This is a genomic window from Achromobacter sp. FW305-C-28, from assembly GCF_058783235.1.
This window is the reverse complement of the sequence record NZ_JBYSYL010000001.1, coordinates 545,615-569,163: the sequence shown is the minus strand read 5'-3', so window position 1 is coordinate 569,163 and position 23,549 is coordinate 545,615. Positions and strand designations below refer to the sequence as shown.

22 protein-coding genes are annotated in these 23,549 nt (G+C 66.2%); 6 read left to right on the top strand and 16 right to left on the bottom strand.

Going from position 1 to position 23,549, the window contains the following annotated elements; genetic code table 11:
* The first annotated feature begins 27 nt into the window (after window positions 1-27).
* The 4 genes from AC3WMR_RS02545 (at window position 28) to AC3WMR_RS02530 (ending at window position 4,130) form a co-directional block, all read left to right on the top strand.
* Window positions 28-1,695, top strand: coding sequence for an acetate--CoA ligase (locus AC3WMR_RS02545; protein WP_175191073.1), 1,668 nt, complete (start codon window positions 28-30; stop codon window positions 1,693-1,695).
* A gap of 46 nt (window positions 1,696-1,741) precedes the next feature.
* On the top strand, window positions 1,742-2,263 hold the full coding sequence (locus AC3WMR_RS02540; RefSeq protein WP_025137192.1) for a gamma carbonic anhydrase family protein: 522 nt from the start codon (window positions 1,742-1,744) through the stop codon (window positions 2,261-2,263).
* A gap of 85 nt (window positions 2,264-2,348) precedes the next feature.
* A complete protein-coding gene (hslO, locus tag AC3WMR_RS02535) occupies window positions 2,349-3,278 on the top strand; it encodes an Hsp33 family molecular chaperone HslO (protein ID WP_492262530.1) in 930 nt (309 codons plus the stop codon).
* Window positions 3,279-3,386: 108 nt separating this feature from the next.
* Window positions 3,387-4,130, top strand: coding sequence for a TadE/TadG family type IV pilus assembly protein (locus tag AC3WMR_RS02530; RefSeq protein WP_492262529.1), 744 nt, complete (start codon window positions 3,387-3,389; stop codon window positions 4,128-4,130).
* A gap of 59 nt (window positions 4,131-4,189) precedes the next feature.
* On the opposite strand, the gene ftsB is transcribed toward AC3WMR_RS02530, so the two are convergent.
* From ftsB to pyrG, 4 genes are all read right to left on the bottom strand, one after another.
* Window positions 4,190-4,666 carry a cell division protein FtsB gene (gene ftsB / locus AC3WMR_RS02525; RefSeq protein ID WP_492262528.1) on the bottom strand — a complete coding sequence of 159 codons (477 nt, stop codon included), beginning with the start codon at window positions 4,664-4,666 and terminating at the stop codon, window positions 4,190-4,192.
* A 64-nt stretch (window positions 4,667-4,730) separates the two neighbouring features.
* The gene (gene eno, locus AC3WMR_RS02520) at window positions 4,731-6,017 is read right to left on the bottom strand and encodes a phosphopyruvate hydratase (protein WP_006218107.1); all 1,287 of its coding nucleotides are present in this window, start codon (window positions 6,015-6,017) and stop codon (window positions 4,731-4,733) included.
* Between the two features lie 4 nt (window positions 6,018-6,021).
* Window positions 6,022-6,306, bottom strand: coding sequence for a DUF1330 domain-containing protein (locus tag AC3WMR_RS02515; RefSeq protein WP_025137188.1), 285 nt, complete (start codon window positions 6,304-6,306; stop codon window positions 6,022-6,024).
* A 203-nt stretch (window positions 6,307-6,509) separates the two neighbouring features.
* Window positions 6,510-8,162 carry a CTP synthase gene (gene pyrG, locus AC3WMR_RS02510; RefSeq protein WP_175191068.1) on the bottom strand — a complete coding sequence of 551 codons (1,653 nt, stop codon included), beginning with the start codon at window positions 8,160-8,162 and terminating at the stop codon, window positions 6,510-6,512.
* 204 nt (window positions 8,163-8,366) lie between these two features.
* Here pyrG and AC3WMR_RS02505 point away from each other — a divergent pair, with 204 nt between their 5' ends.
* Complete coding sequence (locus AC3WMR_RS02505) at window positions 8,367-9,389, top strand: hypothetical protein (protein WP_492262527.1); 1,023 nt, start codon at window positions 8,367-8,369, stop codon at window positions 9,387-9,389.
* An 89-nt stretch (window positions 9,390-9,478) separates the two neighbouring features.
* On the opposite strand, the gene AC3WMR_RS02500 is transcribed toward AC3WMR_RS02505, so the two are convergent.
* The 9 genes from AC3WMR_RS02500 to AC3WMR_RS02460 all read right to left on the bottom strand — a co-directional run bounded on the left by AC3WMR_RS02500 (window position 9,479) and on the right by AC3WMR_RS02460 (window position 20,716).
* On the bottom strand, window positions 9,479-11,269 hold the full coding sequence (locus tag AC3WMR_RS02500; RefSeq protein ID WP_492262526.1) for an aminopeptidase P family protein: 1,791 nt from the start codon (window positions 11,267-11,269) through the stop codon (window positions 9,479-9,481).
* A gap of 8 nt (window positions 11,270-11,277) precedes the next feature.
* Window positions 11,278-12,096, bottom strand: a complete 819-nt coding sequence (locus AC3WMR_RS02495) for a M55 family metallopeptidase (RefSeq protein ID WP_492262525.1) — start codon at window positions 12,094-12,096, stop codon at window positions 11,278-11,280.
* A complete protein-coding gene (locus tag AC3WMR_RS02490) occupies window positions 12,093-13,211 on the bottom strand; it encodes a DmpA family aminopeptidase (RefSeq protein ID WP_492262524.1) in 1,119 nt (372 codons plus the stop codon). The genes AC3WMR_RS02495 and AC3WMR_RS02490 overlap by 4 nt, the downstream gene beginning before the upstream one ends.
* Before the next feature lie 183 nt (window positions 13,212-13,394).
* Window positions 13,395-14,294, bottom strand: coding sequence for a glutathione ABC transporter permease GsiD (gsiD, locus tag AC3WMR_RS02485; protein WP_025137182.1), 900 nt, complete (start codon window positions 14,292-14,294; stop codon window positions 13,395-13,397).
* Window positions 14,295-14,301: 7 nt separating this feature from the next.
* Window positions 14,302-15,222, bottom strand: a complete 921-nt coding sequence (gsiC, locus tag AC3WMR_RS02480) for a glutathione ABC transporter permease GsiC (protein ID WP_025137181.1) — start codon at window positions 15,220-15,222, stop codon at window positions 14,302-14,304.
* Window positions 15,223-15,310: 88 nt separating this feature from the next.
* Window positions 15,311-16,864, bottom strand: coding sequence for a glutathione ABC transporter substrate-binding protein GsiB (gsiB, locus tag AC3WMR_RS02475; protein ID WP_492262523.1), 1,554 nt, complete (start codon window positions 16,862-16,864; stop codon window positions 15,311-15,313).
* 66 nt (window positions 16,865-16,930) lie between these two features.
* Window positions 16,931-18,817 (bottom strand): dipeptide ABC transporter ATP-binding protein, encoded by a 1,887-nt coding sequence (locus tag AC3WMR_RS02470; protein WP_492262522.1) that lies wholly within the window; start codon window positions 18,815-18,817, stop codon window positions 16,931-16,933.
* A 46-nt stretch (window positions 18,818-18,863) separates the two neighbouring features.
* On the bottom strand, window positions 18,864-19,844 hold the full coding sequence (locus AC3WMR_RS02465; RefSeq protein WP_492262521.1) for an isoaspartyl peptidase/L-asparaginase family protein: 981 nt from the start codon (window positions 19,842-19,844) through the stop codon (window positions 18,864-18,866).
* Complete coding sequence (locus AC3WMR_RS02460; RefSeq protein ID WP_175191061.1) at window positions 19,841-20,716, bottom strand: MurR/RpiR family transcriptional regulator; 876 nt, start codon at window positions 20,714-20,716, stop codon at window positions 19,841-19,843. Before AC3WMR_RS02460 ends, AC3WMR_RS02465 begins: the two co-directional genes overlap by 4 nt.
* A 190-nt stretch (window positions 20,717-20,906) precedes the next feature.
* Here AC3WMR_RS02460 and AC3WMR_RS02455 point away from each other — a divergent pair, with 190 nt between their 5' ends.
* A complete protein-coding gene (locus AC3WMR_RS02455; RefSeq protein WP_492262520.1) occupies window positions 20,907-21,365 on the top strand; it encodes a GNAT family N-acetyltransferase in 459 nt (152 codons plus the stop codon).
* Window positions 21,366-21,446: 81 nt separating this feature from the next.
* Here AC3WMR_RS02455 and AC3WMR_RS02450 read toward each other — a convergent pair whose 3' ends face one another.
* From AC3WMR_RS02450 to AC3WMR_RS02440, 3 genes are all read right to left on the bottom strand, one after another.
* The gene (locus AC3WMR_RS02450) at window positions 21,447-22,100 is read right to left on the bottom strand and encodes a CoA transferase subunit B (protein ID WP_492262519.1); all 654 of its coding nucleotides are present in this window, start codon (window positions 22,098-22,100) and stop codon (window positions 21,447-21,449) included.
* Between the two features lie 12 nt (window positions 22,101-22,112).
* Complete coding sequence (locus tag AC3WMR_RS02445) at window positions 22,113-22,811, bottom strand: CoA transferase subunit A (protein WP_492262518.1); 699 nt, start codon at window positions 22,809-22,811, stop codon at window positions 22,113-22,115.
* Window positions 22,812-23,069: 258 nt separating this feature from the next.
* Window positions 23,070-23,519 carry an acyl-CoA thioesterase gene (locus tag AC3WMR_RS02440; protein WP_492262517.1) on the bottom strand — a complete coding sequence of 150 codons (450 nt, stop codon included), beginning with the start codon at window positions 23,517-23,519 and terminating at the stop codon, window positions 23,070-23,072.
* Window positions 23,520-23,549: the final 30 nt, after the last annotated feature.

The window sequence follows — 23,549 nt, the reverse complement described above, 5'->3', positions numbered from 1 at the left end:
GCTGCAACATGCTTACAACATAGGGCCATGAACGACCAATATCAGGCGCTCTACCAATCATTCCGCTGGCTGGTTCCCACCCAGTTCAACATTGCGGAAGCGTGCTGCCACCGCTGGGCATCCAGTAGTCCGGATGCGCGGCGCATCGCCATCTACTACGAAGATGAAGCCGGCAACCGCGAGGTCTGGACCTATGCGCGGCTGGCCGAGGCCGCCAATCAACTGGCCAACGGCCTGGTGAAGATGGGCGTGGGCCGTGGCGACCGGGTCGGTGTGGTTTTGGGGCAACGCCCGGAAACCGTCGTCGCCCACATGGCCATCTACAGCGTGGGCGGCGTGGTGCTGCCGTTGTCCACCCTGTTCGGCCCCGAAGCCCTGCAAAGCCGCCTGTGCGATTCGGACACCCGCGTCGCCATCGTCGACCACGCCTCCAGCGCCAACCTGCTGGCCGTCAGCGACCATTGCCCCGCCCTGCAGCAGATCATCGGCATCGGTTTCGCCGACGAGCGCGTGCTGCCCTGGCGCAGCCTGCTGGCGCGCCAACCCAGTGAATTCAAGCCGGTGCCCACCCGCTCGTCGGACCCGGCCATCCTGCTCTATACGTCCGGCACCACCGGCGCGCCCAAAGGCGCCCTGCTGCCGCACAGCGTGCTGATCGGCAACCTGCCGGGCTTCGTGGCCTCGCAAGACTGGTTCCCGCGGCCCGCCGACGTGTTCTGGTCGCCCGCCGACTGGGCCTGGACCGGCGGCATGATGGACGCGCTGCTGCCCACGCTGTATTTCGGCCACCCCATCGTCGGCACCCGCGGACGCTTCTCGGTCGAACGCGCCTTCGAACTGATGGAGCGCTACCAGGTCACCAACACCTTCCTCTTCCCCACCGCGCTGAAGATGATGATGAAAACGGTGCCGGAGCCCCGCAATCATTACCAGCTGGCCCTGCGCTCCATCATGAGCGCCGGCGAGAGCGTGGGCGAGACCGTCTTCGAGTGGTGCCAGTCCGCGCTGGGCGTCACGCCCAACGAGATGTTCGGCCAGACCGAAATGAACTACGTGGTGGGCAACAGCCAGAAGCGCTGGCCGGCCAAGCCGGGCAGCATGGGCCGCCCCTACCCGGGCCACCGCGTCGCCGTGCTGGACGATGCGGGCCAGCCCGTGGCAGCCGGCGAAACCGGCGAAATCGCGGTCAACCGCAACGACATCCACGGCTACCCCGATCCGATCCTGTTCCTGGGCTACTGGCGCAACGATGCCGCCACCCAGGCCAAGTTCAAGGGCGACTGGTGCCTGACGGGCGACCTGGCCCGGGTGGATGCCGACGGCTACCTCTGGTACGCGGGTCGGGCCGACGACGTCTTCAAGTCGTCGGGCTACCGTATCGGCCCCGGTGAAATCGAAAGCTGCCTGATCGGCCATCCGGCCGTGGCGAACGCCGCCGTGGTCCCCAAGCCGGACGCCGAGCGTGGCGCAGTGGTCAAGGCCTATGTGGTACTGACCCCGGAATTCGCGCAGCGCGATCGCAGCGACATCATCGAGAACCTGCAGGAACACGTGCGCGAGCGCCTGGCGCCGTACGAGTACCCCAAGGAAATCGAATTCGTCGAAGAATTGCCCATGACCACCACCGGTAAAATCCAGCGTCGCATCCTGCGCCTGCGCGAAGAAGAACGCGCGCGGGCCGCCAAGCCACACTGACGGCGGGCGGGCCCGCCTGGCCCGCCGCCGCATCCGGAGACACGGCATGCCCATTTACCAGCTCGACGACCTCATTCCCCGCATCGATCCCGCCGCCTACGTGGCCGACAGCGCCGACATCATCGGCAACGTCACCCTGGAGGCCGGCGTCAGCATCTGGTCGCACGTGTCCATTCGCGGCGACAACGACGCGATCCTGATCCGCCAGGGCACCAATATCCAGGAAGGCAGCGTGCTGCACGTGGATACCGGCTGTCCCATGACCATCGGCCCCAACGTCACCGTCGGCCACCAGGCCATGCTGCACGGCTGTACCATCCATGAAGGCGCGCTGGTCGGCATGCAGGCCATCGTGCTGAACAACGCCGTGATCGGGCGCAACTGCCTGATCGGAGCGGGCGCCATCATCCCCGAAGACCGGGTCATTCCCGACAATTCCCTGGTCATCGGCATCGGCAAGATCGTGCGCGAGCTGTCACCCGACGAAATCGCCAATCTGCACAAGAACACGGCCCATTACGTGGCGCGCGGCCAACACTACAAAACGGCGCTCAAGCGGCTGGCCTGAAGCCCCCTGGGGAAGCCTCCCTGGGCCCCAACGCCCCTGCTGCCGGCAGGGGAAATCGGGGCGTCTGATCGGCTAACATTCCCCTATGACCGATCAGCTTAAAAAATATCTCCTCGAAGACCGTAGCGTCCGCGTTCAAGCGGTGCGCCTGACGGATACGTGGAAGGCCGTCCAGGCCAACCACGACTACCCGCCCGCCATCACCCACCTGTTGGGCGAACTGGTCGCGGCATCCACCCTGCTCGCCGCCAACATCAAGTTCGACGGCTCGCTGGTGCTGCAGATCCAGGGCGACGGCCCGATCGCCCTGCTGGTGGTCGAATGCCGTTCCGACCTGAGCCTGCGCGCCACCGTCAAGGTGCGCGAAGGCCACGAAGTCCCGACCGACGGCACCATGCAAAGCCTGCTGAACCCCGGTGGCAACGGCCGCTTCATCGTGGTGCTGGACCCGCAGCGCAAGGTGCCGGGCCAGCAGACCTACCAGGGCATCGTGCCGCTGGAAGGCGACACCGTGGCCGAGGCGCTGCAGCACTACATGAAGGCGTCCGAACAGCTGGACACCCGCCTGTGGCTGGGCGCCGACGCCGACCACGCGGCCGGCATGCTGATCCAGCGCCTGCCCTACCACGGCGGCTCGGATGCCCCCATCCTGAGCGAACAGGCCGCGGCCGAGACCTGGGACCGTGCCGTGGCGCTGGCCAGCACGCTCAAGCGCGACGAACTGCTTGCCACCGACATCGACACCCTGATCCACCGCCTGTACTGGGAAGAAACGCTGGTGGCGTTCGACCCGCTGCCGGTGCGCTGGCACTGTCCCTGCACCCGTGAGCGCGTCGCCAACATGCTGCGTTCGCTGGGCGAAGAGGAAGTCAACGACATCCTGGCCGAACGCGGCCAGGTGGACGTGTCCTGCGACTTCTGTGGCAAGCCCTACGCCTTCGACGCGGTCGACTGCGCTGCCCTTTTCACGCCCAACACGTCCCCCACGGGAGACGCACCGCCGACGGTGCATTGACCCGCAGCGCCGTCCCGGCGCAACGCGCGATAGCGCAATGGGGGGCTGATGCTCCCCTCGGCTTTTACGGATCGACAGGCGGTCATGCCCGCGCCACACTGGCCGGCCATGACCGCCTTTTTTCTCACCCGCCCGCGCGTCGCGCGCCTGCCCCAATATGGGGCCGCTGCCATCGAATTTGCCGTCGCCGCAAGCGCCGTGCTGCTGGTGGGCCTGCTGACCGCCGAAGCGGCCCGTTGGCAGGGTGTGCGCCAGATCGCCCACCTGGCCCTGATGGAAGGCGCGCGTGCCGGCGCCACGTCCCATGGCGATCCCGCCCGTATCCGCAGCGCCTTCCTGCAAGCACTGCTCCCGCTGCACGCCGACGCCCGGGGCCAGGCCGGCGCCCGCCAGAACCCATCCCGGCAACTGGAGCGCCTGGCCGCCCTGATGGATGGTTCCCCCTGGCGCATCGAAATCCTGCAACCCGACGCCCAGGCCTTCCGCGACCACGCCCGCCCGGGGCTGGACACGACCGCCCCCCGCGGCTTGCGCGCCATCGACCACAACTACCAGGATCTACAGCAGGCGCGCCGCCCGCTGCCCGAGCAGCGCGACATCTTTCGCGCCAACACGCTCAAGCTGCGACTGACCTACCTGTACCAGCCCATGCTGCCGCCGCTGCGCGTGTTGCTGGCGGCGCTGTCCGAACCCGATGGCAGCTATGCCGCAGCCGCGCGGGCGCGGGGGTTGGCGCCCATCGGCATGGAGCTTGAAATGGAAATGCAGTCGCACCCGGTGGACTGGGCGGCCGGCAAGGCCTACCCGGCGGGCATGGTGGCGGGGGCATGCCGCAGCCTGCGCTGCCCTTGACGCGCAACAATGCGGCCGCGACGGTCTGCGCAGACCCGTGGGCTACCGCTGACGCGGCCTTATTGCTGGCGTGCTGGAGGTGTGTTGGCCGGCCTGGCAGTGCCCGGCCGGGCGGCGGCGGGTTGCGTCGTGGCGGGCCTGGGCGTGGCGGGCTTGGCAGCAGCCGGCTTGGCGGCCCCGGCCGGTGCGCTGGCGCGCGTGGCGGTGGCGGGCTTGGTTGCGGCGTCGGTCGCCAGCGAGGCGCCGCCTGCGGGCGGCTGGGTGTTCTGCGGCAGGATGTGCACGAAGACTTCGCCGTCGCGCATCATGCCCAATTCGCCGCGGGCGCGTTCTTCGATGGCGCCCGAGCCATTTTCCAGATCGCGCACCTCGGCCTCGAGCGCCGCATTGCGCGCGCGCAGGCCTTCGTTGGTTTCGCGCTGGGCCGATACCTGGCGTTGCAGGTCCCAGACCTTGAACCACCCGCCCTTACCCAGCCAAAGCGGGTATTGGATCAGGCCTAGCAGCACGAACAGCACCAGGAACAACAGGCGCATACGCGGGAACCCTCAGCAGTCGTGGCGTGAAAGAGGCCGCGGCGCGCGCCGCGGCCTGCTTACATTAACGCAGGTTGTAGAAGGCTTCCAGGCCCGGGTACGAGGCAACTTCAGCCAGCTCTTCCTCGATGCGCAGCAGCTGGTTGTACTTGGCCATGCGGTCCGAACGCGACAGCGAGCCGGTCTTGATCTGCATGGCGTTGGTCGCCACGGCGATGTCGGCGATGGTCGAATCTTCGGTTTCGCCCGAACGGTGCGACACGACGGCGGTGTAGCCGGCGCGCTTGGCCATTTCGATGGCGGCGAAGGTTTCGGTCAGGGTGCCGATCTGGTTGATCTTGATCAGGATCGAGTTGGCGACGCCCTTCTGGATGCCTTCGCGCAGGATCTTGGTGTTGGTGACGAACAGGTCGTCGCCCACCAGTTGCACCTTCTTGCCGAGCTGGTCGGTCAGCAGCTTCCAGCCGTCCCAGTCGTTTTCGGCCATGCCGTCTTCGATCGAGATGATCGGGTACTTGTCGCACCAGGTGGCCAGCAGGTTGGTGAATTCCTGCGAGGACAGCGAGATGCCGCCTTCGCCGGCCAGGGTGTATTTGCCGTCGCGGTAGAACTCAGAACTGGCGCAGTCCAGGCCCAGGGCGATCTGCGTGCCCGGCTCGTAGCCGGCTTCGGTGATGGCCTTGAGAATCAGCTGGATGGCCGCTTCGTGGCTGGGCACGTTGGGCGCGAAACCGCCCTCGTCGCCCACGGCGGTGGACATGCCCTGGCCGTGAATCAGCTTCTTGAGCATGTGGAACACTTCGGCGCCCCAGCGCAGGGCTTCACGGAAGCTGCCCGCGCCCACCGGCAGAATCATCAATTCCTGCAGGTCGAGCGTGTTGTTGGCGTGCGCGCCGCCGTTGATGACGTTCATCATCGGCACGGGCATGCTCATGGGGCCGCTGCCACCGAAGTAGCGGTACAGCGACAGGCCGGATTCGTCGGCGGCAGCGCGGGCCACAGCCATGCTGGCGGCCAGAATGGCGTTGGCACCCAGGCGTTCCTTGGACTCGGTGCCGTCCAGTTCGATCAGGGTACGGTCGACGAAGGTCTGTTCCTGGGCGTCCAGGCCCATCAGCGCTTCGGAGATTTCGGTGTTGAGGTTTTCAACGGCGCGCAGCACGCCCTTGCCCAGATAACGGCTCTTGTCGCCGTCGCGCAGCTCGATGGCTTCACGGGCGCCGGTGGACGCGCCCGACGGCACGGCCGCACGGCCCATGGCGCCGGATTCCAGCAGCACATCGCATTCCACGGTGGGGTTGCCGCGCGAATCCAGAATCTCGCGGCCGATGATGTCGACGATTGCACTCATGACTTTACATTCCCTGAACGATAAACATATTCATGACGGCCGCGCCTTCGCGAGCATTGCGGGCACGACGGTACTGCCAGGAGTCGTAGAAGGCCTGGGCGGCGGCCATGGACGGAAATTCCATGACGACGGTGCGGCCAGGCTCACGGCCCTCAAGGTGCTTGGATTGTCCGCCACGCACCAGGATCTTGGCATCGTACGCACGCATCGCGAGCGTGGACAGACGCTTGTAGTCCTCGTACTGCGCGGGCTTGGTCACCGTGACATCGGCGATCAGGTAAGCACTCATGGGGTTCCTTCAGGGCAGTGGGGTTGACGGGTATCCGCGGGCGGATACGGTAAGGCAGCCAGTGTCGCCCAAGGCGGCCCGGCGACGCCTATCCGATGCTAATTGGTTGTATCCGAAAGCAGCGCCGCCGTATAGGGCGGCGCCAGGTCGACGGCCTGCGGCCGCGAGCATCCGCATGCGGAACTCGCGGCCGCAGGCGCGCATCAGGCCTCCTGGCCGCGGCGAGCCTTTTGCTCGATGGCGGCGCGGATGTAGCTGGAGAACAGCGGGTGGCCGTCGCGCGGGGTCGACGTGAATTCCGGGTGGAACTGGACGCCGACGAACCAGGGGTGGTCAGGCAGTTCCATCATTTCCGGCAGATTCTCGGTCGGGGTGCGCGCGCTGATCACCATGCCGGCCTCTTCCAGGCGCGGCACGTAGACGTTGTTGACCTCGTAGCGGTGACGATGGCGTTCGTTGACTTCGTCGCCGTAGATGGTCTGGGCGCGGGTGCCCGGCTTGATCGGCACGCGTTGCGCGCCCTTGCGCATGGTGCCGCCCAGGTCGGACGAATTGTCACGCTTTTCGACCTTGCCTTCGCGGTCCATCCATTCGGTGATCAGGGCCACCACGGGGTGCGGCGCCGACGGGTCGAATTCGGTGCTGTTGGCGCCGCCCAGGCCGGCCACGTGACGTGCGAACTCGATCACGGCCAGTTGCATGCCCAGGCAGATGCCCAGGTACGGCACGCCGTTTTCACGGGCGTAGCGGATGGCGGCGATCTTGCCTTCGGTGCCGCGCTTGCCGAAGCCGCCCGGCACCAGAATGGCGTCCAGGTGCTTGAGCTGGTCGGTGCCGCGGGTTTCGATGTCTTCCGAGTCGATGTACTCGATGTTGATCTTCGAACGCGTATGGATGCCGGCGTGCACCAGCGCTTCGGTCAGCGACTTGTACGATTCGGTCAGGTCGACGTACTTGCCCACCATGCCGATCGTGAGCTGGTGCTCGGGGTGTTCCAGCGCCTCGACCAGGTTGTCCCACATGGACAGGTCGGCCGGCGGCGGGGTCAGGCCCAGCGCTTCGCAGACGATGTTGTCCACGCCTTGCTTGTGCAGCATGGCCGGGATCTTGTAGATCGAATCGGCGTCCCAGACGGAAATGACCGCATCCAGGGGCACGTTCGAGAACATCGAGATCTTGGCGCGCTCGTCATCGGGGATGGGACGGTCGGCGCGGCACAGCAGCGCGTTCGGGTAGATGCCGATTTCGCGCAGCTTCTGCACCGAGTGCTGGGTCGGCTTGGTCTTGAGCTCGCCGGCGGACGCAATGAACGGCACCAGCGTCAGGTGCACGAAGGCCGCGTTGTTGCGGCCCATGCGCAGGCTCATCTGGCGCGCGGCTTCCAGGAAGGGCAGCGATTCGATATCGCCCACCGTGCCGCCGATTTCAACGATGGCGACATCGGTATTGCCGTTCCAGGCGGCATCGGCGCCACGGGCGATGAAGTCCTGGATTTCGTTGGTGATGTGCGGGATGACCTGGACGGTCTTGCCCAGGTAGTCGCCGCGGCGCTCTTTGCGCAGCACCGATTCGTAGATCTGGCCGGTGGTGAAGTTGTTCACCTTGTGCATGCGGGCGGAAACGAAACGCTCGTAGTGGCCAAGGTCCAAGTCGGTTTCGGCGCCGTCTTCCGTGACGAACACTTCACCGTGCTGGAACGGGCTCATGGTGCCCGGATCGACGTTGATGTAGGGGTCGAGCTTGAGCATGGTGACCTGCAGACCACGCGACTCGAGGATGGCGGCAAGCGACGCAGCGGCGATGCCCTTGCCCAGGGAAGACACCACTCCGCCGGTGACAAATACGTATTTGGTCATCGTAATAAGCGCCCGGGACGAGCGGGCGCGTGCGGGAAATTTGGATTATAGCCGGGAGGCGAAACTTGTCTGGGTTTTCCCCTAGCGACGAGGAGTAACATTTGCCGGCCCCGGCCCGGGCCCGCCCGCGGCAGGGGCGGTCGCGCGCTTCGTGCTATGTTCGTCCCCGATTTTCTCCCCCCGACCGGAAACCCGCCCGACCCGATGACCGCCCTGCCCGACCGTTCCCCCTCCCTGCCCTGGCGCCTGGCCACCGCCGCGGCCTGCCTGAACCTTGCCTACGCCATCCTGCTGCAAGCCTACATCGTGCTGGCGTCGCCATTTGCCGAGCGGATGCGCGAGATCTATGAACGTCCCGGGATGCTGGCGCCGACCGTGGCGCAGATGTTCGCCGGCGCCGTCCTGGCCGGCCTGGTGGCCTGGTGCACCGCGCAGCGCTGGCTGGCCCGCCAGGGCGCGGGCGGCGTGGACCGTCCGGGCAAGATGATGGCCGTGCTGCTGGCGGTTTTGCTGGTCTACAACGTGCTCAATTCCGCCGCCCTGACGCTGCTGCAGCAAGGCATGTTCTGGCTGATCGTGACGTACAAGGAATGGCTGGACGAGAACCTGGGCTTTTACCGCGATATCACGCGTGCGCTGGTGATGGGCGTGCCGCTCAAGCTGGCCGGCATCCTGCTGGGGGGCTTGGGCAGCTGGCTGGCCGTGCGCGTGGCCGCCTGGAGCGTGACACCCGCCGTCGGCGCCGGGGCGCGGCCCTACCTGGCGCGCCATGCCGCCTGGATCGCCGGGGCCACGCTGCTGCTGTGGCAAGTGCACGTGTCCCTGGCGCTGGGCGCTTTCCTGCAAATGCAGACGCTGTCGGCCGACCTGGTCCAGTACGCATTCGGCTACTGGGTGCTGCCGGCCGTGGTGATGGCGGCGGCGGTGCTGGCCTGCCGCAAGGCGGTGCCCCAGGCGCTGGGCGCGGCGGGCGTCGGCCGCGCCGTCGCGCACGGCAGTTTTGCTTTCTGGATGGCCCAGGTGCTGGGCGTCGGCCTGGCGATCCTGGCCCTGCGGGCCATGAGCTGGAGCCAATTGGCCCGCGCATCGTCCTCGAACAGTGCCGCCGTGTTCTCGCTGGCGGTGTACATCGCGCTGCTGGTGCTGGGCTGCGTCATTGGCGCGCGGCTGTTCTACCGTCGCCGCAACGCCGAGCGCGACACCCTGATCGACGCCGGACGAGTGTGAACGGCTGACGCGCCACCGGGCGATCTGCTCGGCTCACCCCCAAGAAAAAAGGCCCCGCGGGGCCTTTTTTCAATCGCGCAACGGCAAGGTCAGATCGCCGCGGTACGGCGTTCCAGCCAGGCCAGGGCCTCGCCCTGCACCAGCGGCGACAGGCGCTCGAACACGGTCTTGTGGTACTCGTTGAGCCAGGCGATCTCGTCGGTGCGCAACAGCGTCGGTTCGATGCAGCGGGTGTCGATCGGGCACAGCGTCAGGGTCTCGAAGCACAGGAACTCGCCCAGTTCCGAGGTCAGCCAGCTGCGGTTGGCCACCAGGTTCTCGATGCGCACGCCCCAGCGGCCCGGGCGGTAGATGCCCGGTTCGTTCGAGGTGATCATGCCGGGTTCCATGGCGGTGTGCGGGCCCGGGGCCGCGCGGTACGAGATGACCTGCGGGCCTTCGTGCACGTTCAGGAAATAACCCACGCCGTGGCCGGTGCCGTGGCCATATTCGGCGCCGCCCTCCCAGATCGGGGCACGCGCGATGGCGTCCAGCATGGGCGACGGCGTGCCGCGCGGGAACGCGGCGCGCGACAGCGCGATCATGCCCTTGAGCACCAGCGTGAAATCGACCTTCTGGTCGGCATTGGGCGTGCCCACGGCGACGACCCGGGTAATGTCGGTCGTGCCGCCCAGGTACTGGCCGCCCGAATCGATCAGCAGCAGGCCGTCGCCTTCGATCACCGAATGCGATTCGCGCGTGGCGCGGTAATGCGGCATGGCGCCATTGGCGTTGAAGCCGGCGATGGTGGCAAAGCTGGGGCAGACGTAATCGGGCCGGCGCGCGCGGGCAGCGGTGATCTGTTCGTCGATGGTCAGTTCGGTGATCGGGTCGCGGCCCAGCGCGCCTTCGAACCAGGCGAAGAACTCACAGAGCGCCGCGCCGTCTTGTGCCATGGTCTGGCGCACGTTGGCCAGTTCGGCGTCGGTCTTGCGCGACTTGAGCAGCGTGGACGGGTTGATGGCTTCGACGCGGGGCACGGCCGGGTCCATCGCATGGAACACGCCGCAGGTGACGCGGGCCGGGTCGATCAGGAGCTTCTGGTCCAGTTCCAGCGAAGCCAGCGCGTCGGCGGCCTGGGCGTAGCCCGCCACCTCGACGCCGTCGGCGGCCAGGACGGCGCGCAGGGCGTCATCGACCTTGCCGTCGGCGACGAACAGCGTGGCGTGATCCAGGCCGATCAGGGCATGGCCGACGAATACGGGGTTGTAGTCGACGTCAGCGCCACGCAGATTGAACAGCCAGGCGATGTCGTCCAGCGTGCTGACGAAGTGCACGTCGGCGCCATGGCCGCGCATGGCATGGCGCACCTGGGCCAGCTTGTCGGCGCGCGACACGCACGCCTGCGGCGCCACGTGTTCGTAGATGGCGGCCGTGGGCAGGCCGGCGCGGTCGGACCAGACGTCGTCCAGCAGGTCAGCGCGGATTTCCAGCGTGGCGCCCGACGTGGCAGCGGCCACCGACAAGGCGCGGAAAGCCGCCAGGCCCAGCACCTGCCCGTCGACGCCGATGACGTCGCCCGCGCGGGTGTTGGCGGCCAGCCAGTCCACATGCCCCGGCGTGGTGGCCACGGCGATCTTCATCAGCTGCACGCCCGTGCCGGCCAGTTGCGCCTCGGCCTGCACCCAGTAGCGGCTGTCGACCCACAAGCCGGCGAAATCGGCCGTGACGACCAGCGTGCCCACCGACCCCGTGAAGCCCGACAGCCAGCGCCGCCCCTGCCAGCGCGCGGGCAGGTATTCGGACAGGTGCGGATCCGAAGACGGAACGATATAGGCGGACAGACCGCGGCGGCTCATGGCCTGCCGCAGCTGGGCGATACGGGCGTCGGTGCTAGACATGGGTTTCCTTAGCGCAACATGAAAGACATGGCGGCCAGGCTGTTCAGCGTACGAATGGCGGCCCGCATGCTGTCCGTGGTGAACCGCAGCGTCACGCCATCCACGCGTTCGAGCGTGGGCCACATGCAGAACAGGTCGGCCAGCGCCGAGGTCTGCGTCTGCAACCGGCATTCTATAGGGGCGGGGATGCGGAAAGGAACGGCCTTCTTGATGTTTCTGACGGCGGTTTCGGCAGCGGCGGTGATGGCGCGGCGCGAGGCGGCCGGCGACAGGGTCACGCCGCTGCCCTGGCCGTGGGCCACCTTGGTCTGCACCCATTGGGCACCGGGGAACAGGTCGGTGGTTTCCGAGATGAACACATCGTCGCCCGTGGCCAGGATGACCGGCACGCCCATTTCGCCGGCCAGGGCGCCGTACAGGCCGGCCTCGCCCAGTTCCATGCCGTTGATGAAGACACGGGCAAAGGCAAAGCTGTTGATCGTGTGCGCCAGAACGCCGCGGCCCTGCGAGCGCGAGTGGTAGCCGATCATGAAGACGGCATCGCAGCCCTCTTCCAGCCCGCCCATCATGCCCAGGTAGCGCGGCTTGCCCAGCACCAGGCGGGCGCGCTCGTCCAGGCCGTCCGGCAGCAGGTTGCGAAAGCCCCCGTGCGAATCGTTGACCAGGATCTCTTCGGCGCCGCCGGCGATGGCGCCTTGCACCGCGGCGTTGGCCTCGGCGGTCATCCAGGCGCGGGCGCGCTCGTATTCGCCGTTGCCGGCGCGGATCTGTTCAGCATGAAAGACGCCGGCGACGCCTTCGATATCGGTGGAAATGAGGATCTTCATGGGAATGCCTTGGTGGGATGTTGGAATTCAGTGTCGGCCAGCCACTGCCGCCAGTCGGGCGCGGCGTCGCGGATGGCGGTGCGCACATGGCCGTCGCGGCCCTGCACGCTGTCGGCGCGCCACAGTGCGGCAATGATGGCCTGCTCGCAGGCCTCGGCCGCGGCTTCGAACAGCGGATCGATACGGGTTTCGTGCAGCATGGCGATGGCCGGCATCGGGCGATCGGCTTCTTGCGGCACCGTGTAGGCCGTGGAAAACGCCAGCGCGATGTCGCCGCTGCCGTGGCCAAACACCGAGCCGGTGCGCGCCAGGCCCGCGCCCGCGCGCAACGACAGGCGCCGCAATTGGCGTGCATCCAGCGGTGCGTCCGTCGCCACCAGCAAGATGATGGACCCCTTTTCCGGCACGATGGCGGCGTTTTCGCCCGCTTGCGCCAGATTGCCTTCCAGTTGGCCCGCCAGCCGGCGGCCGAAGGGACGGCCCGCGACGATCAGGTTGGGCAGGCGGCCAAAGTTGGACAGCACCAGCGCGCCGACCGTGTAGCGCTGACCCGGCTGAATGGTCGCCACTCGCGAGGCCGAACCAATACCGCCCTTGAACGAAAAGCAGGACATGCCACGGCCCGCGCCCACCGCGCCCTGGGCCGGGTGCCTGTCCGCGGCGGCCAGCGCATCGGCGTAGTGCGATTCCTGCACCGCCAGCGCCTGGATGTCGTTCAGGTAGCCGTCGTTGCATTCGAAGACCAGCGGATTGACCGTCGCCATGCCGCGGCCGATGCCGGGGTTGGCCGCCACCGCGGCGCGGATCTGGGCATTGGCCACCGTGCCCACGCCAAAGGTGTTGGTCAGCGCGATAGGCGTTTCCAGCACGCCCAGTTCCTGCACCTGGACCAGTCCGGTGCTCTTGCCGAAGCCGTTCAGGATGGTGGCGGCGGCCGGCACCTTGTCCAGGTAGGGGTCGCCGGCATGCGGCTTGACCACCGTCACGCCGGTCTGCCGCGCGCCGTCCGCCAGCGTGCTGTGGCCGACGGTGATGTCGCCCACGTCACAGATCGAATCCAGCGGGCCCGACGGCAAGGTGCCGATGCGAGGAAGGTCCTGCGTTTGTTTGTCCATGAATCAATGCCTGTCGAGAGGCCCTGAAAAAGCGGGCCCCAGAATGCGAAACGCCGCCGTCCTGCGTGGCCGGTGCGCCTGCCGGATGGCGGGCGCCCGAACGCGGGCGGCGGCGAGATGGGCGACCGTCACGCCAGGCCCGGAACCGATGGGGCGAGGCGAGCGGGCAGCCATTGCGTGTGCCTACTTGCGGTCGATCTTGGGATCGAGCGCGTCGCGCAGGCCGTCGCCCAGCAGGTTGAACGCCAGCACGGTCAGGAAGATCGCCAGCGCCGGGAAAATCGCCACGTGCGGCGCGATCACCATGTCGGCGCGCGCTTCGTTCAGCATCGCGCCCCACTCCGGCGTGGGGGGCGATGCGCCCATGCCCAGGAACGACAGGCTGGCCGCGGTGATGATCGAGGTGCCGATACGCATCGTGCCGTACACCACGATCGGCGAGATCGTGCCGGGCAGGATGTGGCGCATGATGATCGTCCAGTCGGACGCGCCCACGCTCTTGACGGCTTCGACGTAGGTCATCTGCTTGATCGACAGCGTGTTGCCGCGCACCAGGCGGGCAAACGCCGGCACGCTGAACACGGCCACGGCCACGATCACGTTGACCATGCTGGAACCCAGGATGGCCACCACGCCGATCGCCAGCAGCATGCCGGGGAACGCCAGCAGCACGTCGGAAATACGCATTGTGATGCGTTCCCACCAGCCTTCGTAGTAACCGGCCATCAGGCCCATGAAGGTGCCGACGATGGCGCCCATGGCGACGGACAGGAAGCCCGCGGCCAGCGAAATGCGCGCGCCCATGATGATGCGGCTGAAGATATCGCGGCCCAGCGAATCCACACCCAGCCAGTGGGTCAGCGACGGACCGGCGTTGAGCGCGTCGTAGTCGAAGAAGTTCTCGGCGTCGAACGGCACGATCCAGGGGGCGAAAATCGCCACCACGACCAGCAGCAGGACGAAGAGGCCGGCGCCCAGCGCCAGCTTCTGCTTCTTGAATTTGCGCCAGAACTCGGTGGCGGGCGTGCGCACGTCGTTCTTGGGAACGGCGGCGATGGTCGCGGCGGGGGTCGTATTGCTCATGGCCGCCTCACTTGTAACGGATGCTGGGATTGATGACGCCGTAGAGCACGTCGACAATCAGGTTGATCAGGATGAATTCGAACGAGAACAGCAGCACCAGGCCCTGGATCACCGGGTAGTCGCGCTGGGTCACGGCATCGACCAGCAAGCGGCCCAGGCCGGGCCAGTTGAACACCGTCTCGACTACGATCGAGCCGCCCAACAGGAAGCCGAACTGCAGGCCCATCATGGTCACGACCGGGATCAACGCGTTGCGCAGCGCATGCTTGATGACCACGCGGCGCTCGGTCAGGCCCTTGGCGCGGGCCGTCCGCACGAAGTCCTCCTGGATGACTTCCACGAAGGAAGCGCGGGTAAAGCGCGCCATCACCGCGGCCACCGCCGCGCCCAGGGTGATGGACGGAAGGATGTAGTGTTGCCAGGTCGAGGCGCCCACGGTCGGCAGCCAGCCCAGGTTCACGGAAAACACCTGCATCAGCATCATCCCCAGCGCGAAGGCAGGAAACGAGATGCCGGACACCGCGAGCGTCATGCCCAGGCGGTCGGGCCAGCGGTTGCGCCACACGGCGGACACGATCCCGATGATCATGCCGAACGTGACGGACCAGGCCATACTGGCGATCGTCAGCCACAGCGTGGGCATGAAGCGATCGGAGATTTCGGTCAAGACGGGACGCTTGGTACGCAGCGAGGTACCCAGGTCACCTTGCAGCATGTGGCTGAAGTAGCGCACGAATTGCTGCGGCAGGGGCAGATCCAGCCCCAGTTCCTTGCGCACCAGTTCGACGGTCTGCTGGTCGGCCTCCTGGCCCGCGGCCAGTCGCGCCGGGTCGCCCGGAAGCATGTGCACAAACAGGAACACGACCACGGCCACCAGCAGCAGCGTGGGGATCATGCCCAAAAGACGTTTGACGATATAGGTCAGCATTGAAATTCCTGCAACATCGGCGGGGACACCGCGTCCCCGCCGTATGTGGCCTTGCAAGGGCCTTGCGGCCCCGAGAGTTACCGCCGAATTACTGCTTCAGGTCGATGTCGCCGAACCAGAACGAGGTGTCCGGTTCCACGTACACGCCCGACAGGTTCTTCGACTTGACGTACAGGTTGTTCTGGGTCACCAGGAAGGCCCACGGGGCGTCCTTCCAGATGGTTTCCTGAACGTTCTTGTAGATCTCGGTCTTCTTGGCGCGGTCCGTCGTGGCCAGAGCCAGCTGGATACCGTCGTCAACCGACTTGTTCGAGTAGTACGACACGTTGTTGAGCACCGGCGGGAAAGCGGCGGTGGTCAGCAAGGGACGCAGACCCCAGTCGGCTTCGCCGGTCGAGGACGACCAGCCGGCGTAGTACATGCGGACCTTGGCATCTTCCGGCTTCTGCACCTGTTGCACGCGCTGCACTCGCTGGCCCGATTCCAGCACTTCGACCGAGACCTTGATGCCGACTTGCGCCAGTTGCTGCTGCAGGAACTGCACCACCTTCACCGAGGTGCCGTCGTTGTAGGCGGACCAGAGCTGGCTTTCGAAGCCGTTGGGGTAGCCGGCTTCGGCGAGCAGCGCCTTGGCCTTCTTGATGTCGTACGGCCACGGGCCGGTCTTGTGGGCGAAGTCGACGCCGGTCGGCACGACACCGTCAACGATGGTGGCGTAGCCCGAGAAAGCGACCTTGGCCAGGGCTTCCTTGTTGATGGCGTAGTTGATGGCTTCACGCACCTTGACGTTGTCGAACGGCTTTTGCTGCACGTTCATCGACAGGTAGCGCGCCATGATCGAGTTCTTGTGATCGACCACGTCCAGCTTGTCGTTCTTGCTCAGCACGGCGGCTTGCTCGAACGGCACCGGGAAGGCGAATTGCGCTTCGCCCGTCTGCACCACGGCGGCGCGGGTGTTGTTGTCGGTGACGGTGCGGAACGTCAGGGTGTCGACCTTGGGGTAGCCCTTCTTCCAGTAGCCGTCGAACTTCTTGACCTTCAGGTATTCGGCCGGCTTCCATTCGACGAATTCGAACGGGCCCGTGCCCACCGGGTGGAAACCGATTTCCTTGCCGTACTTGGTCAGCGCGGCCGGCGAGATCATCATGGCGGCCGGGTGGGCCAGCGCGTTGATGAAGGCCGAGAACGGCTTCTTCAGGGTGATCTTGACGGTCAGCGGGTCGATCACGTCGATCTTTTCGATGACGCTGAACTGGATGTAGCGCGACAGGCGGTTGTCCGGATTGGCCGGGCGGTCGAAGTTGATCTTGACGGCTTCGGCGTTGAACGGGGTGCCGTCATGGAACTTGACGCCATCGCGCAGCTTGAAGGTGTACACCAGGCCGTCTTCGCTGACGGTGTAGTCGGTGGCCAGGACCTTCTGGACCTTCAGGTCCTTGTCGAATTCGAACAGGCCTTCGTAGTAGGCCTTGCCGGCCGCCTGATTCAGCGTGCTGTTGGTGTTGTACGGGTCGAGCGTTTCCAGAGCGATGGAGACGGCAAACGTCACGTCCTTGGCAGCATGCGCCAGCGGCGAAGTGAGCACGCCGAAGGCCACCGCAGCGGCGGCCATCAGTTTGGTGGGGCGCAGAACTTTCATCATTGCAACTCCTGGTTCCTGTAAGGAATTAGGGGGTTTGGTGGAAGAAAAACAAGTACAACAACTGACTCAATACGCTCCGCCGACCGCATGGCGGGCAACGAAGTGATCGGTTCCTACCTGCACCAGCGGCTGCACCACCGGCTCGTCGTCGAGCCTGCGGATCGGGCTGGGAATCTCGTCGGACAGCAAGGTGCGCTTGAGGTGGCGGCGCGCCGGATCGGCGATCGGCACGGCCGACATCAGCTTCTTGGTGTACGGGTGCTGCGGGTTCTCGAAGATCGCGCGGCGCGGGCCGATCTCGACGATCTGGCCCAGGTACATGACGGCCACGCGATGGCTCACGCGTTCGACCACGGCCATGTCGTGCGAAATGAACAGGAACGAAATGCCCATGTCGCGCTGCAGGTCGATCAGGAGGTTCACGATCTGCGCCTGGATCGACACGTCCAGCGCCGATACCGATTCGTCGGCGATCACGACCTTGGGATTCAGGGCCAGGGCGCGCGCGATGCAGATGCGCTGACGCTGGCCGCCCGAGAACTCATGCGGGTAGCGCTGCGCCATTTCGGGCGGCATGCCGACGCGCTCAAGCAGTTCGGACACGCGGCGCTCGGCCTCGCGGCCCTTGGCCACGCCGTGCACCAGCAGGGGCTCCATGATCGAGAAGCCGACGGTCACGCGCGGGTCCAGCGAGGCAAACGGGTCCTGGAACACGAACTGGATGTCGCGGCGCAGGGATTGCAGTTCGCTGTTCTTCAAGCGCACGATGTCGCGGCCGCCGAAGCGGATTTCGCCGCCCTGGCTTTCCACCAGGCGCAGCAGCGAGCGGCCGGTCGTGGACTTGCCGCAACCGGACTCGCCCACCAGCGACAGCGTTTCGCCGGGGTACAGGTCGAAGCTGACCTTTTCCACGGCGTGCACGCGGCGCTGCACACGGCTGAGGATGCCGCCGCGCAGATCGAAGCGGGTCACCAGGTTGCGCACGCTCAGGATCGGCTCGCGGCGCGCGGCCGGCACTTCCTGCGTGCTGGTCGCGCCGGGCTCGGCCACGGGTTGTGCCTTGCCATCGACCTGCAGCAGGGGGAAACGCGCCGGCAGGTCGGTGCCCTGCATCGCACCCAGCTTCGGCACGGCCGACAGCAGCGCGCGGGTGTAGGCATGCTGGGGTGCGGCGAAGACGGATTCCGACGGGCCTTCCTCGACCTTGTCGCCGCGATACATGACCAGCACGCGATCGGCCACCTCAGCCACCACGCCCATGTCGTGGGTGATGAACACCACGCCCATGTGCATTTCTTCCTGCAGCTGACGGATCAGTTGCAGAATCTGGGCCTGGATGGTGACGTCCAGCGCGGTGGTCGGCTCGTCGGCGATCAGCAGCGCCGGCTTGCAGGCCAGCGCCATGGCGATCATGACGCGCTGGCGCATGCCGCCCGACAGCTGGTGCGGGTAGCGGTCCAGCACCGACTTGGCTTCCGGGATGCGCACCTGTTCCAGCATGCGCAGCGCTTCGGCGCGCGCGGCGGCGGCGTCCTTGCCCTGGTGCTGGCGGATGGACTCGGCGATCTGGTCGCCGGCCGTGAACACCGGATTCAAGGAGGTCATCGGCTCCTGGAAAATCATGGCCATGTCGGCGCCGCGCACATTGCGCATGACGCGTTGGCTGGAGCCGGCCAGGTCGATCACCGAGCCATTGCGCCGGCGCAGCGCCATCTGGCCCTGGGCGATGCGGCCGCCGCCGTGCTCGACCAGGCGCATCAGCGCCAGCGAGGTCACCGACTTGCCCGAACCCGATTCGCCCACAATGGCCAGGGTCTCGCCCCGGTCCACATGGAACGACAGGTTGCGCACGGCTTCGACCGTGCGCTCCGAACCCACGAAGCGCACCGTCAGGTCGTTGACCTGGACCACGCGGTTATCCGGCAGCGCCAGGCTGTTTGCGCGATCAACCATATCTTTAGTAATCCCCAAAACTGACAAAAACGAAGCCCGCCGCCGCTCAGCGATAAATGGCGGTGACCGGCTTCTCACCGACGCGGGCGTAACCGCGGTACATGCCTTCCGTGTTGAACGGCAAGGCCACATTGCCCTTGGCGTCGACGGCCACCAGGCCACCCTTGCCGCCAATGGTGGGCAGTTTTTCCATGACAACGCGGTCCGCCGCCGTTTCCAGCGACGCGCCGCAATATTCCATCTGGGCCGCCACGTCATAGGCGGCGACCATGCGGATGAACATTTCGCCGGTGCCCGTGGTGGACACGGCGCAGGTCTTGTTGCTGGCGTAGGTGCCGGCGCCGATCAAGGGCGCGTCGCCGACGCGGCCGACCTGCTTGTTGGTGATGCCGCCGGTGGACGTAGCCGCAGCCAGGTTGCCCTGGGCGTCCAGCGCCACCGCGCCGACGGTGCCGAACTTCTTGTCCGAATCCAGCGGATCAGCCGGGGCCGGCTGGCCGCGCGCGACCATGGCCTGGCCATCGTGGTCCAGCACCGCGGCTTCGGGCGTTTCACGCTGCACGCGCAGCAGTTGCTCGCGGCGCGCTTCGGTCGAGAAATACGACGGGTCGACCCGTTCCAGGCCCGCGTCCTTGGCAAAGGCTTCGGCGCCCTCACCCACGAAGAACACGTGCTTGCTGGTTTCCATGACGGCGCGCGCGGCGAACACCGGGTTGCGCACGCAATTGACGTTGGCGATGGCGCCCGAACGCAGCGTGGCGCCGTCCATGATGGCGGCGTCCAGCTCGTGGGTGCCGGCGCTGGTGAACACGGCGCCATGGCCGGCGTTGAACAGCGGGCAGTCTTCCAGCAGGCGCACGGCTTCGGTGACGGCGTCCAGGGCGCTGCCGCCACGGGCCAGCACGGCCTGGCCGGCGCTCAGGATGGACTCCAGCGCGCTCAGGTATTCCTGTTCTTTCTCGGGCGACATGGCCGCGCGGGACATCGCGCCGGCGCCACCGTGAATGGCAATCACGGGTTGAATCATCGTTTACCTACTCCATGGATGAGCCACGGCATGACGGACTGGGTCACCCCAGCGGCGGCCGCGACGGAATTCTTGGCCCGATAGGCCACCGCGGCCGACAGGGCTTCGATCAGCCCCAGCGCGGCGGTTTCGGAATTGGGGATCAGCTGGCGCGCGGAAAACGCGTACAGGACGACGGATGCCGTGGGCGCCAGCGGAGATGTGGGTTTGTCGGTCAGCACCAGCACCGGCACGCCGGCTTGCTGCGCGGCGCCCGCCAGGGTCACCGTGTCGGCCAGATAACGCGGGAAGCCGATGGCGATCACCAGGTCTTTGCTGGTCATGCGCGACATCTGGCGCGCGGCGTGCGACACGCCGCCGGGGCCGGCCAGCGATTCGACCGAGTGCAGGTGCATGCACAGGCCGCGCTGCAGCAGGCCGGCCAGAAAACCGCTGGCGCCGAAGCCGATGATGAAGACGCGCTCGGCGGCCAGAATCGCTTCCACCGCCTGATCACAGGCGGCCGAGTCCAGCGATTGCAGATTGCGCTGGGCGTTGCGGATGTCTTCTTCGAGCGTGGCGGCAAAGATCTGCACGGCGCTGGCCGAATGCGCCAATTCCGTGCGCAGCTTTTCAACGGGTTCCAGCGCGGCTTCGAAACCGCGTGCCAGTTCGGCGCGAAACTGCGGGTAGCCCGGCAGGTCCAGGGCGCGCGCGAAGCGGTTGGCCGTGGCCACCGAGACGCCCACCGCCGCCGCGAATTCGTCGATGGTCATCGTGGCGACGCGAAACTGGTGCGCCAGGACGTATTCGGCCATCTTGTGCTGCGTGCGGCTCAGCGCGGGCTGGGCCCGGGCGATCCGATCAGCGATCGTGAGTACGGCCTTGTTCATCGGGGATGGGGAGCGGGAGAGTAGCGGGCGATTGTGTAAATCTGTTTACACATAAATTTTAGATAAGAAAATTCATTTTCATACTAAGGGTATACCCGTGAATTTATGTAACAGTGCATCAAAAGAAACGGGGCCGGTTTGAGGTACGCTAATTGCCCTTTCTTCACTCCCGATTTCCGGAACCGTCCGCATGCCCGCCTGGATCTGCAAACCCCACGCCGAACTCACCCCCGCCGAGCTTTACGCCATCCTGCGCCTGCGCTCGGAAGTCTTCGTGGTGGAACAGAACTGCGTCTTCCTGGACATGGACGGCAAGGACCTGCTGGGACAGACCGAACACCTGATGGCCTGGCAGGACGGCGCCCTGGTGGCCTACAGCCGCCTGCTGGAACCCGCACTGAACGACGGGCAGGCTGTCATCGGCCGTGTGATCACCGCCCCGGCGGCCCGCGGCACCGGGCTGGGCCACGAGCTGATGCGCCGCGCCAAGGCCGAAGTGGCGCGCCTGTGGCCCGGCCAGCCCGTGTACCTGGGCGCGCAGGCGCGGCTCAAGGGCTACTACGGCGGCCACGGCTTCGTGCCGGTCACCGAGGAATACATCGAAGACGGCATCCCGCACGTGGGCATGCTGCTGCAGGAAGCCGCCTGACACGGCACACCGCCTTTTTGTGCGCAGGCCCCAATGAAAAACGCCCCTTGCGGGGCGTTTATGTTTTCCGGGCAGCGGCGTTTACTTGACCGCCGACACGTCCAGCTTGGCGTGCGTCTTGGACTGGATTTCGTCCACCGTCACGCCCGGCGCCGTTTCCAGCAGCTTCAGGCCGCTTTCGGTGACTTCCATCACGCCCAGGTCAGTGATGATCAGGTCGACCACCCCCACGCCGGTCAGCGGCAGGTTGCATTCGGGCAGCAGCTTGATGTCTTCGGTGCCGTCTTTCTTCTTGGCCACGTGTTCCATCAGGACCACGACGCGGCCGACGCCGGCCACCAGGTCCATTGCGCCGCCCATGCCCTTGACCATCTTGCCCGGGATCATCCAGTTGGCCAGGTCGCCCTTCTCGGACACCTGCATCGCGCCCAGGATGGCCAGGTTGATCTTGCCGCCACGGATCATCGCGAACGAGTCGGCCGACGAGAAGATCGACGAGCCGGGCAGCGTCGTGACCGTCTGCTTGCCGGCGTTGATGAGGTCGGCGTCGACCTCGGCGTCGGTCGGGAACGGACCGATGCCGAGCAGGCCATTTTCGGATTGCAGCCAGACTTCGACGCCCTTGGGCACGTGGTTGGCCACCAGGGTCGGCAGGCCGATACCCAGGTTCACGTAAAAACCGTCTTGCAGCTCGCGCGCGGCGCGCGCCGCCATTTCATCGCGGGACCATGCCATGTCGTGTTCTCCTTAGGCCGGGCGAGTGGTGCGTTGTTCGATGCGCTTTTCCGGCGTGGCGTTCAGCACGATCCGGTGCACATAGATGCCGGGCAGGTGGACCTGGTCGGGGTCCAGGCTGCCGGTGTCGACGATTTCTTCGACCTCGACCACCGTGAACTTGCCAGCCATGGCCACGTTCGGATTGAAGTTGCGCGCCGTCTTGCGGAACACCAGGTTGCCGCTGCGGTCGGCGATGTGCGCCTTGACCAGCGACACGTCCGGCACCAGCGAACGTTCCATCACGTATTGCTGGCCGTCGAATTCGCGGATTTCCTTGCCGTCGGCGACGATGGTGCCCACGCCGGTGCGGGTGAAGAAGGCCGGGATGCCGGCGCCGCCCGCACGCAGCTTTTCAGCCAGCGTGCCCTGCGGCGTGAATTCAAGTTCGAGTTCGCCCGACAGGTACTGCCGTTCGAATTCCTTGTTTTCGCCCACGTACGACGCGATCATCTTGCGGACCTGGCGCGTATTGAGCAGCTGGCCCAGGCCGAAGCCGTCGACGCCTGCGTTATTGCTGATGCAAGTGAGGTCCTTCACGCCCGAATCGCGCAGCGCGGCGATCAGGGCTTCGGGAATGCCGCAAAGGCCGAAACCGCCCACGGCGATCATCTGGCCGTCTTTGACGATGCCTGCCAGCGCCTCCTGGGCGCTTGCAAAAACCTTGTCCATCGCTCCAACTCCTAATTAAGGTCGAACTGAAGAGAGTCTCGCACGGCGGCGAGCCCTGTTTTTCCTTAAGGCGCGGCTGCCGGTGGCGCTTGCCGACGGCATCGCAGCTGGGCCCGATGCCTGCCGGGTCGCGTCGCCGAGGGTGGCGCGCCCTTCTATTTCTATTATGGTTTGCGCTTGATTTTAACGGCATGCCCGGCAAATGCGCGCGCTGTTTCAAACGGCGCCACAAAGCCGGACCAAGCGTCAGGCCATGAACTACGCCGCCGGCTGGAACTGCGTGGCCATCCTGGCCAGCACTTCGGGCGGCCACGGTGCGGACGTATTGGCCACGTAATCCATCCAGACCAGCACGTTGCGGCCGCGCGCGTAGGGGCCGGCATCGTCGCCGACCTTCTCGAGCAGCAGTTCGAATTCGGCGCTGGAGCGGCCGATGCGGGTGACCTTGTGCGTGACCCGCACGGTCGCCGGATAGGTCAAGGGGCGCAGGAAATCGCAGGACGCATGCGCCAGGATGGCGCCGTCATTGGCCGGCAATTCGAAGCCCGCGTCGTACAGGATCTGCATGCGGGCCTCTTCCATGAGGCGAAAGTACAGCGTGTTGTTGAGATGATTCAAGGCGTCGGAGTCGCCCCAACGCAAGGGCAAATCCACGTGATGGGTATCGCCCACCGCCAGAATCCGCGCAGACTGAGTGTCCGGGTTCACCAATTACTCCTGATGGCTGAAAGAAATGCG

Excerpts from the sequence above, each read along its gene's own strand:
- AC3WMR_RS02495 (WP_492262525.1), bottom strand. The coding sequence starts at position 12,096 with ATGAAGATCCTCATTTCCACCGATATCGAAGGCGTCGCCGGCGTCTTT.
- AC3WMR_RS02445 (WP_492262518.1), bottom strand. The coding sequence starts at position 22,811 with ATGGACAAGGTTTTTGCAAGCGCCCAGGAGGCGCTGGCAGGCATCGTC.
- AC3WMR_RS02455 (WP_492262520.1), top strand. The coding sequence starts at position 20,907 with ATGCCCGCCTGGATCTGCAAACCCCACGCCGAACTCACCCCCGCCGAG.
- AC3WMR_RS02500 (WP_492262526.1), bottom strand. The coding sequence starts at position 11,269 with ATGTCTAGCACCGACGCCCGTATCGCCCAGCTGCGGCAGGCCATGAGC.
- AC3WMR_RS02515 (WP_025137188.1), bottom strand. The coding sequence starts at position 6,306 with ATGAGTGCTTACCTGATCGCCGATGTCACGGTGACCAAGCCCGCGCAG.
- eno (WP_006218107.1), bottom strand. The coding sequence starts at position 6,017 with ATGAGTGCAATCGTCGACATCATCGGCCGCGAGATTCTGGATTCGCGC.
- AC3WMR_RS02505 (WP_492262527.1), top strand. The coding sequence starts at position 8,367 with ATGACCGCCCTGCCCGACCGTTCCCCCTCCCTGCCCTGGCGCCTGGCC.
- AC3WMR_RS02465 (WP_492262521.1), bottom strand. The coding sequence starts at position 19,844 with ATGATTCAACCCGTGATTGCCATTCACGGTGGCGCCGGCGCGATGTCC.
- AC3WMR_RS02530 (WP_492262529.1), top strand. The coding sequence starts at position 3,387 with ATGACCGCCTTTTTTCTCACCCGCCCGCGCGTCGCGCGCCTGCCCCAA.
- AC3WMR_RS02470 (WP_492262522.1), bottom strand. The coding sequence starts at position 18,817 with ATGGTTGATCGCGCAAACAGCCTGGCGCTGCCGGATAACCGCGTGGTC.
- ftsB (WP_492262528.1), bottom strand. The coding sequence starts at position 4,666 with ATGCGCCTGTTGTTCCTGGTGCTGTTCGTGCTGCTAGGCCTGATCCAA.
- gsiB (WP_492262523.1), bottom strand. The coding sequence starts at position 16,864 with ATGATGAAAGTTCTGCGCCCCACCAAACTGATGGCCGCCGCTGCGGTG.
- AC3WMR_RS02540 (WP_025137192.1), top strand. The coding sequence starts at position 1,742 with ATGCCCATTTACCAGCTCGACGACCTCATTCCCCGCATCGATCCCGCC.
- AC3WMR_RS02450 (WP_492262519.1), bottom strand. The coding sequence starts at position 22,100 with ATGGCATGGTCCCGCGATGAAATGGCGGCGCGCGCCGCGCGCGAGCTG.
- AC3WMR_RS02490 (WP_492262524.1), bottom strand. The coding sequence starts at position 13,211 with ATGGACAAACAAACGCAGGACCTTCCTCGCATCGGCACCTTGCCGTCG.
- AC3WMR_RS02460 (WP_175191061.1), bottom strand. The coding sequence starts at position 20,716 with ATGAACAAGGCCGTACTCACGATCGCTGATCGGATCGCCCGGGCCCAG.
- gsiD (WP_025137182.1), bottom strand. The coding sequence starts at position 14,294 with ATGAGCAATACGACCCCCGCCGCGACCATCGCCGCCGTTCCCAAGAAC.
- gsiC (WP_025137181.1), bottom strand. The coding sequence starts at position 15,222 with ATGCTGACCTATATCGTCAAACGTCTTTTGGGCATGATCCCCACGCTG.
- hslO (WP_492262530.1), top strand. The coding sequence starts at position 2,349 with ATGACCGATCAGCTTAAAAAATATCTCCTCGAAGACCGTAGCGTCCGC.
- pyrG (WP_175191068.1), bottom strand. The coding sequence starts at position 8,162 with ATGACCAAATACGTATTTGTCACCGGCGGAGTGGTGTCTTCCCTGGGC.
- AC3WMR_RS02545 (WP_175191073.1), top strand. The coding sequence starts at position 28 with ATGAACGACCAATATCAGGCGCTCTACCAATCATTCCGCTGGCTGGTT.